This window comes from Streptomyces sp. Je 1-369 (assembly GCF_026810505.1).
In the GTDB taxonomy this organism is placed as follows: domain Bacteria; phylum Actinomycetota; class Actinomycetes; order Streptomycetales; family Streptomycetaceae; genus Streptomyces.
The window spans coordinates 511,860-524,897 of sequence record NZ_CP101750.1 but is presented as its reverse complement, the minus strand read 5'-3'; the positions used below and the strand labels follow the sequence as shown (position 1 = coordinate 524,897).

13 protein-coding genes are annotated in these 13,038 nt (G+C 72.7%); 7 read left to right on the top strand and 6 right to left on the bottom strand.

Annotated elements, in window-relative coordinates; all coding sequences use genetic code 11:
• The first annotated feature begins 196 nt into the window (after nt 1–196).
• The 3 genes from NOO62_RS02390 to NOO62_RS02380 all read left to right on the top strand — a co-directional run bounded on the left by NOO62_RS02390 (nt 197) and on the right by NOO62_RS02380 (nt 2,871).
• Nucleotides 197–1,072 carry a TauD/TfdA dioxygenase family protein gene (locus tag NOO62_RS02390; RefSeq protein ID WP_268775445.1) on the top strand — a complete coding sequence of 292 codons (876 nt, stop codon included), beginning with the start codon at nt 197–199 and terminating at the stop codon, nt 1,070–1,072.
• A gap of 116 nt (nt 1,073–1,188) precedes the next feature.
• Nucleotides 1,189–2,418 (top strand): CaiB/BaiF CoA transferase family protein, encoded by a 1,230-nt coding sequence (locus NOO62_RS02385; protein ID WP_268769209.1) that lies wholly within the window; start codon nt 1,189–1,191, stop codon nt 2,416–2,418.
• A gap of 30 nt (nt 2,419–2,448) precedes the next feature.
• Nucleotides 2,449–2,871 carry a hypothetical protein gene (locus NOO62_RS02380; protein WP_268769208.1) on the top strand — a complete coding sequence of 141 codons (423 nt, stop codon included), beginning with the start codon at nt 2,449–2,451 and terminating at the stop codon, nt 2,869–2,871.
• Here the strand turns inward: NOO62_RS02380 and NOO62_RS02375 are convergent.
• The 4 genes from NOO62_RS02375 to NOO62_RS02360 form a co-directional block, all read right to left on the bottom strand.
• Nucleotides 2,856–3,608 carry a cupin domain-containing protein gene (locus tag NOO62_RS02375; RefSeq protein WP_268769207.1) on the bottom strand — a complete coding sequence of 251 codons (753 nt, stop codon included), beginning with the start codon at nt 3,606–3,608 and terminating at the stop codon, nt 2,856–2,858. The two genes, NOO62_RS02380 and NOO62_RS02375, sit on opposite strands and share 16 nt — an antisense overlap.
• Before the next feature lie 153 nt (nt 3,609–3,761).
• Complete coding sequence (locus NOO62_RS02370; protein ID WP_268769206.1) at nt 3,762–4,202, bottom strand: SSI family serine proteinase inhibitor; 441 nt, start codon at nt 4,200–4,202, stop codon at nt 3,762–3,764.
• 322 nt (nt 4,203–4,524) lie between these two features.
• Nucleotides 4,525–5,679, bottom strand: coding sequence for a diaminopropionate ammonia-lyase (locus NOO62_RS02365; RefSeq protein ID WP_268769205.1), 1,155 nt, complete (start codon nt 5,677–5,679; stop codon nt 4,525–4,527).
• 15 nt (nt 5,680–5,694) lie between these two features.
• Nucleotides 5,695–6,138: a DUF3093 domain-containing protein gene (locus NOO62_RS02360; protein WP_268769204.1), complete on the bottom strand. Its 444-nt coding sequence runs from the start codon at nt 6,136–6,138 to the stop codon at nt 5,695–5,697.
• A gap of 159 nt (nt 6,139–6,297) precedes the next feature.
• On the opposite strand from NOO62_RS02360, the gene NOO62_RS02355 reads away from it, so the two are divergent.
• A complete protein-coding gene (locus tag NOO62_RS02355; RefSeq protein WP_414930756.1) occupies nt 6,298–9,144 on the top strand; it encodes a hypothetical protein in 2,847 nt (948 codons plus the stop codon).
• A 12-nt stretch (nt 9,145–9,156) separates the two neighbouring features.
• Here the strand turns inward: NOO62_RS02355 and NOO62_RS02350 are convergent, their stop codons facing one another.
• Nucleotides 9,157–10,122 (bottom strand): S41 family peptidase, encoded by a 966-nt coding sequence (locus NOO62_RS02350; protein ID WP_268769203.1) that lies wholly within the window; start codon nt 10,120–10,122, stop codon nt 9,157–9,159.
• Nucleotides 10,123–10,180: 58 nt separating this feature from the next.
• Between NOO62_RS02350 and NOO62_RS02345 the strand changes: the two genes are divergently transcribed.
• Both NOO62_RS02345 and NOO62_RS02340 read left to right on the top strand, forming a co-directional pair.
• Nucleotides 10,181–10,708, top strand: a complete 528-nt coding sequence (locus tag NOO62_RS02345; protein WP_268769202.1) for an ArsR/SmtB family transcription factor — start codon at nt 10,181–10,183, stop codon at nt 10,706–10,708.
• A 37-nt stretch (nt 10,709–10,745) separates the two neighbouring features.
• Nucleotides 10,746–11,243 (top strand): GNAT family N-acetyltransferase, encoded by a 498-nt coding sequence (locus NOO62_RS02340; RefSeq protein WP_268769201.1) that lies wholly within the window; start codon nt 10,746–10,748, stop codon nt 11,241–11,243.
• 55 nt (nt 11,244–11,298) lie between these two features.
• On the opposite strand, the gene NOO62_RS02335 is transcribed toward NOO62_RS02340, so the two are convergent.
• Nucleotides 11,299–12,132, bottom strand: coding sequence for a hypothetical protein (locus NOO62_RS02335; RefSeq protein ID WP_268769200.1), 834 nt, complete (start codon nt 12,130–12,132; stop codon nt 11,299–11,301).
• 152 nt (nt 12,133–12,284) lie between these two features.
• Between NOO62_RS02335 and NOO62_RS02330 the strand changes: the two genes are divergently transcribed.
• Nucleotides 12,285–13,034, top strand: coding sequence for a class I SAM-dependent methyltransferase (locus tag NOO62_RS02330; RefSeq protein WP_268769199.1), 750 nt, complete (start codon nt 12,285–12,287; stop codon nt 13,032–13,034).
• The last annotated feature ends 4 nt before the right edge of the window (nt 13,035–13,038 follow it).

Here is a 13,038-nt window from a genome sequence, read left to right as displayed (position 1 = left end):
TGACCGCCGCCACCCGGACGTTCGACGTCCCGTGGCGGCGCGGGTGCGAGCGATCGGGCCGCTAGCTGTACGGAGCCGTGCTCCGCACCGCCCCCGCCCGTCCGCTCCCGCATCCGAAGGATCAGACCCGATGACTGTCGCACCCCATTCCCACGCCACCGAAGCCCTGCGCGAGGCGCGCGTTCCCGCCGACGGCATGTACGAGGGCCGCCGCACCCTGCGCCGCCTGCCCGACGACTGGCAGGAGCGGCCGTACGAGCTCTTCGACGTCGTGCCCCAGGGCCGCGTCATCGGCGCCGAGATCCGCGGCGTCGACCTCGCCCGCCCGCTGACGCCCGCCCTGCGCGAGGAGCTGAACCGCGCCCTGCTCGAATGGAAGGTGCTGTTCTTCCGCGGCGCCCGCATCACCTCCGAGCAGCAGCGCGCCTTCGCCCTCAACTGGGGCGAGCTGGAGACCAACCCGCTGTTGGCGCGCGGCTCCGCCGACGACGTCGTCCGCTTCGACAAGGGCGGCAGCGCCACTCCCACGTACGAGAACGTCTGGCACGCGGACGTCACCTTCCGCGAACGCCCCGCGCTGGGCGCGGTGTTGCAGCTGCACGAGGTACCGCCGTTCGGCGGCGACACGATGTGGGCGGACATGGCGGCGGCCTACGACAACCTTCCCGACACCGTCAAGGCGCGCATCGACGGCGCCCGTGCCGTGCACGACTTCATCCCCGGATTCGCCCGCTTCTACGGCCCCGACCGGCTCGCCCCGCTCCAGGACCGCTTCCCGCCCGTCACCCACCCCGTGGTGCGCACGCACCCGGAGACCGGGCGGCGCATGCTCTTCGTGAACACGTCCTTCACCACGCACATCGTCGGCATGGAACGCGAGGAGAGCGACCGCCTCCTCGGCTACCTCGTGCGCCAGGCCCACGTGCCGGAGTACCAGGTGCGGTTCCACTGGCAGGCGGGCGACGTCGCCTTCTGGGACAACCGCGCCACGCAGCACTACGCCGTCGACGACTACGCCCCGCACCGACGGGTCGCGGAGCGCGTCGCCATCGCGGGCGACCTGCCCTGCTGAGCCCGGCGAGAGTGTCGTGACGGGGGGCGGGGGGCGGGGCTCAGTCCCCGAGTCCCGCCTCCCAGCGGATCCCGCCGTCCCGGATCACATCGGTGGCATGCGAAGGGGAGCACCTGATGACACCTCCATCCACCAGCCCCGACACCCACGGCGGCGCCCTCGCCGGGGTCAAGGTGCTCGACCTGTCCCGCGTCCTCGCGGGACCCTACTGCGCCCAACTGCTCGCCGACCACGGAGCCGACGTCATCAAGGTGGAACCCCCCGCCGGGGATGAGACCCGCGGCTGGGGTCCGCCGTTCGTCGCGCCGGACACCTCCGCCTATTACCGGAACCTCAACCGCGGCAAGAAGAACATCGTCGTCGACCTGTCCGTGCCCGAGGGACGCGACATCCTCGACGCCCTCCTGCTCGGCACCGATGTGCTCGTGGAGAACTTCAAGGCGGGCACCCTCGCCAAGTGGGGCTATCCGGACGACGAGTTGCGCCGCCGGTACCCCGCCCTCGTCCACTGCCGCGTCACCGGCTTCGGAACCGACGGACCCCTCGGCGGGCAGCCCGGATACGACGCCGTCCTCCAGGCCTACGGCGGCCTGATGAGCGTCAACGGCGAGGCGGAGGGACCGCCGTTGCGCGTCGGCGTGCCCGTCGTCGACCAGGTCACCGGCATCCTCGCCTTCTCCGGCATCCTGCTGGCCCTGCACGAACGCCACCGCTCCGGACTCGGCCAACTCGTCGACTGCACCCTCCTGGACACCGTGATCAGCCTCCTCCACCCGCACTCCGCGTCGTGGCTCGCCGACGGAACCGTGCCGCGCCGCACCGGCTCCGCACACCCCAGCATCGCTCCCTACGACGCCTTCGCCGCCGCCGACGGACCGCTCTTCGTCGCGGTCGGCAACGACCGGCAGTTCGCCGCGCTCACGGACGTACTGGACGTGCCCGAGCTGGCCCGGGACCCGCGCTTCCGCACCAACCCGGACCGCGTACGCCACCAGCGCGAGCTGCGCGCCGAGTTGGCGCCGCCCATCGCGGCCCGCCCCCGCGCCGAGCTCACCGCGCACCTAACGGCACGCGGCATCCCGGCCTCGCCCGTGCACGACGTCGCCGAGGCACTCACCGCACCCCAGGTGCGCCACCGCGGCCTCGTCGTCGAGGACGGCGACTACCGCGGGCTCGCCTCGCCCGTCTCCCTGTCCCGCACGCCCGCCGAGGTGCGGGCCGAGGTGCGGGGCGCGGGGGCGGACACGCGGCAGGTGCTCGCGGCCCGCGGGCTCGACGAGGAGGCCATCGAGGAGGCGGTCGTACGTGGGGTGGTGCGGGCGGCCGTGACCAGGGACGACGCGTGATTGTCAGTGGTGGGTGCGAAGGTGTCCGGCATGACACCACTGCGACTCACCGACATCGAGACGGCGCTGCGGGACAGTTGGGGAGCGGACACCTATCCGCCGGACTCGACGAACAGCTGGCCGCCGGACAATCCGGCGCGAGGCCAGTGCGGGGTGACCGCACTGGTTCTGCACGACCTGCTGGGCGGTGAGCTCATGCGCGGCGAGGTGCACGTCGACGGCGTCCGCACGGACTACCACTGGTGGAACCGTCTGGGTGCGGGAGTGGAGATCGACCTCACCCGCGAGCAGTTCGCACCGGAGGAGGTCGTGACGGCGGGCGCCGTCATCGCCCGGCCGCCTGAGATCCGCCGCTGCCGCGAGGAGTACGAACGGCTCCGCACCCGCGTCCTCCACAGACTCGCCGAACGCGGGAAGAACGTGCGGCCGGTGCCCGCTCACGCCACGTCGTAGACGTCCAGCCGTCCGCACATGCCGAACCGGCCGCGGACGGCGGGCTGTTCGGCCCGAACCGTCGCCCGCGCCAGGTAGGCGGCGTCGCCGCGCTCCAGCCGGTCGAGCTGGGCGCCGGTCGCCTCCGCCGCGGCGGCCGCACCCGCGCGCCACCGCTCCCGCCACGCCGCGGCCAGCGGCCGGGCCAGGGCGACGGCGGCACGGTGGAACGCGGCCAGCCGCTCCGGGTCCCCCGCCTGCGTCGCCTCGCGGAGCGCGGTGAACCCCTCGACGGCCAGGTCACGGCGGTGCCGGGCCGCGGCCGCCAGCTCGGCCTCGCTTCCTTCGGCGGGCAGGGCGACGGCGGCGCGGTAGGTCGCGGGGTCGGCGAGCAGCGCCGGAGGCAGCGTCAGGACGGCGTCCCCGGCCTCGGGCAGCCCGCAGTTCTGCATCAGGACGTTGATGGTGAGTCCGCCGTCGTTGACCAGGCGGTGGATGGTGCCGGGGGTGAACCACACCAGGGCGCCGGGGGACAGGGGGGTCTCGCGGAAACCGTCCGCGGTCAGGGTCTGCACGGCGCCGCTGCCGCCGGTGACCGCGTACCCCTCCGAACAGGTCAGGTGCAGATGGGGAGTTCCGCCGCGCCTGCCGTCGGTGGCGGTCCAGTTGTACACGCTGAGCTGCGAGACCCCGATGCCGCCGGGAAGTCCCTCGTACGGGACGGGCATCGCTTGCGCTCGGTGCGGTTGGTTCACCATGGACTCCTCGCGACGTCGCCGGGGCCGGTACCGCTGGAAACACTACGGCCCCCGGTGTCACCCGACACCGGGGGCCGCCCCGCGTCCCGGCCGCCTTCCCCCACGAAAGGTCACCGGGACTTCCCCTGAGTGTGGTCAGGGTCCGTGATCCCGTCAGAAGGTCAGTGCGGCACCCTCTCCGAGACCCGCCTTCATCGTGCACTGGTTGGCGAAGGTGGTGGTCCAGTTGACGTGCTTGCCGTTCCAGACGCCGGCCACGGTCACGGTGACCGGACGCCACTCCTTGGTACAGATGGCGTCGGACGAGGCACCGATCAGCTGGGTGAACTGACCGTTGACCTTGGCGAGTTCGGCGCACGCCGCGGCCGCCGACGGGTGGGTGCCCCCGGGACGGGGCGCACAGGTGAGCGTCACGGCGCGCTCCACGGCCGCGGACTCGGCGTTCTCGCCCTGGCCGACCGTCAGCACGAGGGCGGACGGTGCGTAGAGGCTCTCCGTCTTCGGGGCCTCGGCCTGCGCGGTGCCTGCCGTCGCGGCGAGGACGCAGGTGGCCGCCGCCGCGGCTGCTCCTACGGCCTTGAGGGTGCGACGCATGGTGAACTCTCCTTCGATCGATGCGGTTGGTGACTGCGGTGAGGAGTCTTGCCGGTGCGGAGAGTGAGCGCCATCCGGATGGTCGATTTCCGGATGTGGCGCTCCGGTGAGCGGTGACCGTACGCTCGTTCGGGCAGCTCAGAGGTGGTGGGAGCGGTTCCGTGTCACCTGTCCAGCATGTGGACGATCGGCATTGGTATAACCAAGAACCAACTTCTGACCTGCGGAAACGTAAAATTGGTTCTTGCTTCGACTACTCGCATCGTCCGGAAATCATCGCTGTTTTGCCCGTCAGCCATACGAATCATTGGCAATTCGGGCTCTATAGCCCTGGATTGGCGGCTGCTCCCTCGGTGCTGATCAGGACGACGGTCGCGTCGGGCCCGACCCCCAGGGCGGCCCGGCGCTCGGCGCTGCCGCTGCCGGTGAGGGCGGCGCGCGCTCCGGCGAGGGGGGCGGCGCCGCACGGTCCGGAGGAGACGCCCAGCTCCGCCAACTCGCGCACGGCGGACGTGCTGTCGGCATCGGTGACCGCCACCGCCGCGTCGAGGCCGTCGCGGAGCACAGGCCAGGCGAGGGTGGAGGGTGTCCCGCAGTTCAGCCCGGCCATGACCGTGGCGCCGGTCGGCACGTGCGTGAGCCGGCCGGCGCGGAGGCTCGCCAGTACGCAGGCGGCACCCACGGGCTCCACCGACAGCAGCGCGGTCCCCGTACCGCGACCGCCGCGCCGACCCGCGCTCGACCCACTGCGGTAATGCGTGACAGCCGCCTGCGCCAGAGACCCCACGCCCACGGGCACGGCGACCAGCGCGGGCGGCTCCGCGCCCACGGCGTCCAGTTGCGCGTCGATCTCGGCGAACAGGGTCGCGTACCCCTCGACGACCAGCGCCGGAATCTCCTCGTACCCGTCCCACGCCATGTCCTGGACGAGCACCGCGTCCGGCGCCGCCGCCGCTGCCCGTGCGTCGTGCACCGCCGCGTCGTACGACCCGGCCACCGCCGTGACCTCGGCGCCCTCGCCCTCGATGGCGGCCACCGCGGCCGGATGCACCCCTACGGGTACGAAGACATGGGCGCGCCTGCCCAGTTGCCGGGCCATCCGGGCCACGGCCCGGCCGTGATTGCCGTCGGTCGCGGTGACGAAGCGGAGCGTCCGCGTGTCGGTGGCCCCGGGTGTGCGGTACGCGGCGCGGGCGAGGATCCGGTCGATCGCCCAGGACGCGCCGAGCGCCTTGAAGGCGGGCAGGCCGAACCGTGCGGACTCGTCCTTCACGAAGACCCTGGCGACCGCCAACTCGGCAGCTAGGGGCGGTAGTTCATGCAGGGCGGTGGGTGCGTACCCCGGCAGTGTCGTGTGGAACGCGCGGGCGTCCGGCGGGGGAGCGGCGCAGCTCCACGCGCGTGCGGCGGGCCGCGCGTACCAGGGCAGGGGCGAGGGGAACGCGGTCGCGGGGAAGTCGTGTTCTTGATCCGTCACCGCGCCAGCGTGCGGTCACCCCCGGGAGAACGCCAGCACGGCCGCCAGGTTCATCGGCTGCCGCGTCGACACATAGACATACGGCGCGCCACCCCAGGCGTTGGGCAGCTCGATGCGGAGCGCGGTGGGGACGTAGGAGCGCAGGAGCAGCAGCGCGTACGGGTTCGCCCTGGCCGTGCGCCACTCGAAGGCCTCCCGCTCGTCGAGGATCTCCGTCGCGCCCAGCGCCTCGATGGGGATGACCCGCTTGCCGACGACCAGGGTCCCCGGCGTCACGAGGATGCGCACCCTGCCGTGCAGGTGCACGAGCGTGGCGGACACGGCCATGCCGAGCGCGGACGCGATCACCGCGGCGAGCGCACCGAAGGGGATCGCCGCGACGGCCAGCCCCACTCCGCCGAGCGCGACCAGTCCCCACCAGGAGCGGGGAACGCTCAGCCGCTCTTCATAGATGTGCATGACCGCATCCTGGCAGGCAGCCGTGCGGCGACCGGCGGGGGGTTCCCCACCCGCACCGGCAGGCAACTCCCGGCCATCGATTCCCGTCATCGAAGGAGTAAGCGGGGCACGTGAGTTCGGTGTGGCCCAAGTGCGGCCAGTACACATGGGCGTGCCCCGATGTGCTTGACGGCAAGGAGAATCACGTTGAGACGTGTGCTGAAAGGGGCGACCGCGGTTTTAGCGGTCCTCGCGCTCGCGGCGGTGTCGCCGGGCGTGGCCCACGCCGGGTCGGCCGCCGAATCCCCGCCGACGGGTCCGCCCCCGGCGCCCGCGTCGGCCGCGTCGAGCGAGCGAAGCGACAGCAGCGGCGGCACGGGGCTGCCCGACGGCTGGCGGCTGACCGGCAAGGGCGACGGGAAGGAGCTCGTGTGGGCCTCGCCCGACCCCGTGCCGATGGGTGACGCGCGGGTCGAGTTCTACTCCGGGGACCGGCTTCTCGGCAGGCCCGTGGCGGCGCGCGACGGACGTTCGTTCCGGCTGCCGCTGCGCGGCGCGCGCATCGGCCCCGCGCGTCAGTTGAAGGTGCTGGCGGCCGGACGCCGCCTGGACGGGGCGGCATCCGGCGCGGAGTCGCGCGGCCCCCGGCCCGGTCCGGCCGTCCGCCCCGAAGCATCCCTGCCCGCCAACCCCGTAGATCCCGGCGTGCCGGGCCGCTACCGCACCGTCACCGGCTCGTACACGCTCAAGTCGGTGCGGCTGCCCGGATTCCCGGAGCCGGTGGAGATGAAGGCCAAGGTGGTCGGCCCCGCCGACGCGCCCGGCAAGCGTCCGCTGGCTCTCTTCCTGCACGGCCGCCACTACACCTGCTTCGGGCCCGACGGCGAAGAGGCGATGAACTGGCCCTGCGCGTCCGGTCTGAAGCCGGTGCCGAGCCACCAGGGCTATCAGCGCGCCCAGAAACTCCTGGCCTCCCAGGGGTACGTCACGGTCTCCATCGCCGCCAACGGCATCAACGGCCAGGACCACCTCGCCGAGGACGGTGGCGCGCAGGCCCGCTCGTCGCTCGTGCGCCTGCACCTCGCCCGCTGGGCCGACTGGGCGGGCAAGCGGTCCGCCGCCCCGGACGCGGTGCGCGCCGTCGCCCCCGCCGACCTGTCCCGCGTCCTCCTCGTCGGACACTCACGAGGCGGCGAGGGCGTCGACCGCGCGGCCCTGGACAGCCTCTACCGCCCGCCCGCCGCCCAGGACGGCCAACGCGGTCCTGGGCGCTGGAAGATACGCGGCAACGTCCTCATAGGCCCCACCCTGTTCAGCCAGAACCCCGCCCCCGACGTGCCGTCCGCGACGATCCTGCCGGGCTGCGACGGAGACGTGTCCGACCTCCAGGGCGAGCTCTACGTCGACGGGACGCGCGGCGTCAGCCGCGGCACCGCCCTGCACAGCGCGGTGTACATGGTCGGCGCCAACCACAACTTCTTCAACAGCGAGTGGACTCCGGGCCAGTCGAAGGCTCCCTCCGTGGACGACTTCCCGTCCGACACCCCCGACCCGGTCTGTTCGAAGGGCACGAGGACCCGCCTGTCGGCGCCGCGGCAGCAGACCGCCGGTGCCACCTACATAGCCGCGGCGGCCCGGCTGTTCGTCGCGGGCGACGACCGGGTGCGCCCGCTCCTGGACGGCTCCGGCCGACGTGCTCCCTCGGCGGACCCCGCGCGGGTGCTGACCCACGCGGTGGGCGCGCACCGCACGCAGGCCCTGATGCCCGGCGCCTCCACCAAGGTCGAGGGCGGGCGGATCTGCGCCCAAGTGGCCCCCGACGACGCCAAAGCCTGTCTGCCGCCCGCCACATCCGGAGCGTCGCCGCACTTCGCGTCCTGGGAGTTCGCCCCGGAACCCGGCCGTGACGCGGTGGCGATGCGCTGGACGAGAGCCGGGGCCCCGGTGCGGGTGAGCCCGGCGCGCCCGGTCTCCCTGGCGGGCGCCAAGAACCTGGCGCTGCGGGTGATCGTGCCGCCGAACACGACCGGCACCCGCTTCGACGTCTCGCTCGTCGACGCGTCGGGCCACCGGGCCGAGCTCGGCCGGGTCGGCGTCGACGGACTGCCGGGCAGCGACCGCACGGCCTCCTACTGGGGCCGCGAAGTCCGCGTACCCCTGTCGTCCACGGTCCGGGAGAAGCTGGACCTCAAGCAGGTGAAGACCGTGGAACTCACGCCGCGCACCCGCTCGGGCAAGGCGTGGCTGATGGACGCCTGGGGCTGGCGCCCGGGTACGCCGACGGTGAAGGCGGCGGAGCTGCCGCGTGTCGACGTCGGCCGCCTGAAGGTCAAGGAGGGCGACTCCGGAGTGCGCACCTACCGCGTGCCCGTCACGGTCTCCGGAAAGGGCAGCGGCAAGGTCCGGCTCTTCGTCCCCGACGTCGAGACGGGCGCGGTCGCACACCGGACGCTGACGGTACGTCCGGGTGACCGCGTCGACGTGCCCGTCGAGGTCCGCGGCGACACCCGCTACAACTACGACATCGAGCACGACACGCTGGTCAAGGCGGTGCGCGGCGCGGTCGTCGGCTCGTACCGCGGCGGCGTGATGGCGCTGAACGACGACCCGGCGCCGAAGGTCACCCTCGAACCCGTCGCCGACCGGGTCACCGAGGGCCAGGCCCTGACCTGGCGGATGACCCTGTCGGAGCCGGTCGATGTGGACATGATGGCCACCCTCTCCTTCCAACCCGTCGACGGCGGCGGCCCGGAACTGACCACTCTGGACGTCGACCCCGAGTGGCTGCGGAACGAGCTCGGCACGGAGCCCCGCCCGGAGAGGGCACTGTCGAAACTGGGGCAGGAGATGGGCCTGTTCGTGAGCGTCCCCGCCGGCGAGAGGACCGCCGAAGTCAGCATCCCCACCCTCAAGGACGAGCTGAGCGAGCCGGAGGAGTCCCTCAAGGCCCAGCTGTTCGTCTACGACACGGAGTGGCAGCCGCAGCCGGGCCCGGTGGCCATGGGCACGGTCCGCGACGCGCCGTAGCGCGTACGACGGTCAACTCGGCCGCTGTTGCGCCGGGTTGGCCGTCGCGGGGCAGGGCTCGTCCGCCGTGTCGGCGGCGAGCCTCGCCCTGGCCAGTGCGTGCGCCCGGTCGAGGGCGTCCTCGGCGGCGCAGGGCACGTCGGGACGTACGCCCGTGCCCTCCCAGTTGGTGCCCGACACGGGATTGACGGCCCGGCCCACCGGAATGGTCGCCTCCAGGTGCGGATGCACGGTCCAGCCGTCACGCGGGTGCGCCCCGCCGCCGGTTGTCTCGCCGACCACGACGGCTCGGCCCAACTGCTGCAAGTCGTACGTGAGTTCCTCGGCGGCGGAGAAGGTGCGCGCGCTCGTCAGTACGTAGACCGGCTTGCTGCCCCCGAAGCGGGCGCCCGGCACGTGCGCCGGACTCCAGGACTGTTCGAGGCGGTCCCCGTCGCGCCAGTACATGGAGTTCAGGTGGGTCCGCCCGTCCAGCAGATGGCCGCAGACGAAGGCGACCGTGTCCGGGTCCCCGCCGGTGTTGGCGCGCAGATCGAGGATGAGGGCGTCCGCGGGTGCGACCAGGGTGAGCGCGGCCCCCAGCGGCTCGGCGGACCACGACAGCGGGAACAGCATCGGCGCCAGTTCGAGCAGTGCGACGCGGCCGTCGAGCAGCTCCACGCGGGGTGCGCCGCCCAGTGAGGAGTCGAACCCCTCGCGCACTCTCGCCAGGGTGGCCGCACCCTGCTCCGGAGGAACCGGCTCGGCGTGGTGCTTGAGGCGCAGATGAAGGTCGCCGTTGAGGGACTGAAGGTCCGCGGTGACCAGACGGGCCAGGTCGGCGGCGTCCTCGACGTCGTACACGCCCTCGGCGAGACGGCGTCCGAGCAGGGCGGCGAGCTGTTCCGCGGTCTCGGGGAACACGTAGCGGTCCAGAAGGAGTTGGGTGGTCGCCTCGATGACGGGGGCGGCGGTGACGTGCTGTGCGGTGGTGGTCATGGCAGGGGAGTAGAGCAGTACTCTTCCCAAAGCGTCAAGAAGATTGGACACTTGGCGTATGTCCGAGCAGCAACAGCAGTCCCCACCGCACCACGTCCTCGCGATCGAGTCACCGGAGCAGCACGCCGCACTGGCGCACCCCATGCGGCAGCGCCTGCTCTTCCTGCTCGGCCACCACCCGGCCACCATCAGCCAGTTGGCTGCGCAGCTGAGCACGGGCAAGGGCAACGTGGCCCACCATCTGAAGGTGCTGCGCACCGCGGGACTCGTCCATGTCGCCGAGACCCGCAAGGTCAGGGGCGGCACCGAGCAGTACTACCAGCGGGTGGCCGAGCGCATGGCCGTCGCCGAACCGCGGGCCGAGGGGACGGCGGCGATGCTCGGAGCCGTGGCCCAGGAGCTCGGCAGGTCCGAGCGGACGACGCTGTCCCTGCGCCACGTGCGCCTCAGCCCCGACAAGGCACGCGAACTCGGCGAGACCCTGGCCCGGTTGGTCGACGAAGCCGAGGAGGACGCGGAGGGGGAGCCGGTGCACGGCGTGCTGGTGGCGTTGTACGAGCACGCGCGACCGCAGGACGCGGGCTGACCCGGGCGCGCTCACCCGAGCTCATTACAGTTCTCCCATGCCTGCCCCCGCCACACTCCCCGACCTGCAGCTCCTCCGCGCCGACCACGTGCCCGCGCTGCGCGCCTTCGAGGAGACCAACCGCGCCTACTTCGCGGCCTCCGTCCCCGACCGCGGGGACGCCTTCTTCCACGACTTCGACGCGGTGTGCCGCGCCCGGCTCGCCGAGCAGGCCACGGGTGCCTGCCTCTTCCACGTCCTGGTGGACGACGGCGGCGAGATCCTCGGGCGGGTCAACCTCATCGACGTGGCGGACGGCGGCGCCGAGCTCGGCTACCGGATCGCGGAGAAGGCCGCGGGCCAGGGCCTGGCCACCCGGGCCGTCCGGCAAGTGTGCGGCCTGGCACGCACCGCGTACGGCCTGACCGCGCTGCGCGCCGCGACGACGCTCGACAACCCGGCCTCACAGACCGTGCTCACCCGGGCGGGTTTCGTGCCGGCCGGGGACATCCGCCTCGACGGGCGGCCGGGAATCAGCTACGCCCTGACGCTCTGAGACCACCGGGCGGGCCCTCCCCCGCACTGCGGGCCCGCCCCGCGCCGACCGGCGCTCAGGCCGTGCGCGGCCGCGACTCGTGCAGCCGCGTGTGGTAGCGGCCCTCCGACTCGTACCCCTCCGGATCCTCACCCGCCAGAACCACCTGCCGCATGGCGTCGCGCTGCTCGTCCGGGCTGGTGAAGAGCCGCTGCGTGTAGGTCCGCGAGGTGTCGGTCACGGTGTCGAGTTCGTGCGCCGTCAGCGACTCGGTGATCCGCCCGTAAGGCACCGTGCGCAACACGAACGCGCTGACCCAGACCGGCAGCCGTGCACAGTCGAGCAGCGCGTCGAAGGTGTGGTGCGAGATGTAGCCGATGCCTCCGGTGACCGTGATCAGACCGGTGCGGGCCATCGCGCGACGCAGCCCGGCGCTGGGCGGATGCCGCTCCAGGTTCTCGGCATACGCCTCGTCGAGCAGGCCCGCGTCCAGGGCGTAGCGCGTCGCGTTCGCCGCCATGTCCAGACCGATGACCGGGGTGGCGTCGGCGCGCCGCCGCGAGGCGTAGAACTCCTTGTCGCGCTCGATCATCTCCGGCGGCGTGAGCGCGGCGGCCTCGTCGCTGGTGTAGTGCGCGTACAGGTCGGCGAGCGTCACGTCGTGGTTGAGCAGCGCCGCGTTGATGCCGTACGAGCAGCACAGGTCGACGACGGTCACCGGGCCCTCGTCGCCGACCGCTCGGGCACGCAGATCGCGGGTGCGGCGGAACACCTCTTGGGCGTGCTGCGGGATCTCGTACTCGAAGGGCGCCAGCGTCCGGAAGTACGCGCGCGGGTCCGGCTGGTCGTAGATGTCGTCGAACCGGGTCTTGCCCGATGCGTTGCTCGTCCTGTGCCGGTCTGTGGCCATGGGGCACCTCCGGGAGCGAGGAAAGGGTCTGGGGCAGACGTGCACTCCTACCGGACCCTTCACCACCCCGGATAGACCTCGTGGCGGTATCCGGCCACGGCAGCACCCCACCGCGGACCCGTCCCACCGCCCCGCTGACTACCCTGGAGACGATGTTCTCCTCCGAGGGTCCCACGCTGCGCGAGCTCGCCGTTCAGGCGTTGTCGTCCACCGAGCACGGGTACGACCTGCTCGCCCCCAAGTTCGACCGCACACCCTTCCGTACGCCTGGCCGATTCCTGGCGGCGACGACCGACGCGCTGCGCCCGCTCGGACCCTTCGACGCGGCCCTCGACGTGTGCTGCGGAACCGGTGCGGGCGTCGACGCGCTGCTGCCGCTGTGCCGGGAGCGCGTCACCGGGGTGGACTTCAGCGCGGGCATGCTGGCCGCCGCGGCGGAAGCGGTGCCGAGGGACGCGGGCGGACCGGGCGGGCCCGAGGTCGACTGGCTACGGGCGGACGCGCGCGCCCTCCCGACCTCCGGACCCTTCGACGGCGGCTTCGACCTGGCCGTCAGCTTCGGCGCGTTCGGCCACTTCCTGCCCACCGAACGCCCCGCCCTGTTCACCGGTGTCCACCGGGCGCTGCGCCCCGGCGGCCTCTTCGCGTTCCCGATCGGCGCCCCGCAGCCCTTCGCGTCGCCCTGGTACTGGGCCCTGCTCGGCTTCGACGGCGTGATGCGCGCACGGAACCTCCTGTGGCGTCCGCCGTTCGTCATGTACTACCGGACCTTCCCGCTCGGCGGGGTGCGCGAGGACCTCACGGACGCGGGCTTCGACGTCAGCCTCCTTCCCCTGGAGGAGTTCGGACGACGCCCGGACGGCAGTCCGCACTGGCGCCTGGTCGTGGCACGGAAGCGGTAGTCGG

Coding starts and splice junctions, on each gene's coding strand:
- NOO62_RS02360 (WP_268769204.1), bottom strand. CDS start 6,138: ATGCACATCTATGAAGAGCGGCTGAGCGTTCCCCGCTCCTGGTGGGGA.
- NOO62_RS02350 (WP_268769203.1), bottom strand. CDS start 10,122: ATGACCACCACCGCACAGCACGTCACCGCCGCCCCCGTCATCGAGGCG.
- NOO62_RS02335 (WP_268769200.1), bottom strand. CDS start 12,132: ATGGCCACAGACCGGCACAGGACGAGCAACGCATCGGGCAAGACCCGG.
- NOO62_RS02330 (WP_268769199.1), top strand. CDS start 12,285: ATGTTCTCCTCCGAGGGTCCCACGCTGCGCGAGCTCGCCGTTCAGGCG.
- NOO62_RS02345 (WP_268769202.1), top strand. CDS start 10,181: ATGTCCGAGCAGCAACAGCAGTCCCCACCGCACCACGTCCTCGCGATC.
- NOO62_RS02340 (WP_268769201.1), top strand. CDS start 10,746: ATGCCTGCCCCCGCCACACTCCCCGACCTGCAGCTCCTCCGCGCCGAC.
- NOO62_RS02380 (WP_268769208.1), top strand. CDS start 2,449: ATGACACCACTGCGACTCACCGACATCGAGACGGCGCTGCGGGACAGT.
- NOO62_RS02375 (WP_268769207.1), bottom strand. CDS start 3,608: ATGGTGAACCAACCGCACCGAGCGCAAGCGATGCCCGTCCCGTACGAG.
- NOO62_RS02370 (WP_268769206.1), bottom strand. CDS start 4,202: ATGCGTCGCACCCTCAAGGCCGTAGGAGCAGCCGCGGCGGCGGCCACC.
- NOO62_RS02390 (WP_268775445.1), top strand. CDS start 197: ATGTACGAGGGCCGCCGCACCCTGCGCCGCCTGCCCGACGACTGGCAG.
- NOO62_RS02385 (WP_268769209.1), top strand. CDS start 1,189: ATGACACCTCCATCCACCAGCCCCGACACCCACGGCGGCGCCCTCGCC.
- NOO62_RS02355 (WP_414930756.1), top strand. CDS start 6,298: ATGTGCTTGACGGCAAGGAGAATCACGTTGAGACGTGTGCTGAAAGGG.